Below are 233 nucleotides of genomic sequence, written 5' to 3' on the forward strand. Positions count from 1 at the left end.
TCTTCTTTTATGCAAGTCCATATCCAGCCCCCTATGCCACATCATTCTCATTTATCTTGAGAATTTTCAGCATTTGCTTCCGGTACTTATACCCAGGCCTCTTTCCCTTCAGCATCCGGCATAGTTCTTGAGGGGTCGTCCCCAATATATTTGCCAGCTGGACCTGGGTCATCTCCAGTTCAATCAGACGCTTCTTGACAATCTTTCCAAGCTCCCTTGTCTTTACATCTGCC

Annotated in this window: 1 protein-coding gene; it reads right to left on the bottom strand. The window is 46.4% G+C overall.

Features of this window, described 5'->3' with window-relative positions; genetic code table 11:
- Positions 1-31: 31 nt before the first annotated feature.
- The coding region (locus LI015_RS29150) for a transcriptional regulator (RefSeq protein WP_227126799.1) at positions 32-233 on the bottom strand (202 nt) is incomplete at its 5' end.

Origin of the sequence: Enterocloster sp. 210928-DFI.2.20 (assembly GCF_020554465.1) — a bacterium.
In the GTDB taxonomy this organism is placed as follows: Bacteria; Bacillota; Clostridia; order Lachnospirales; family Lachnospiraceae; genus Enterocloster; species Enterocloster bolteae.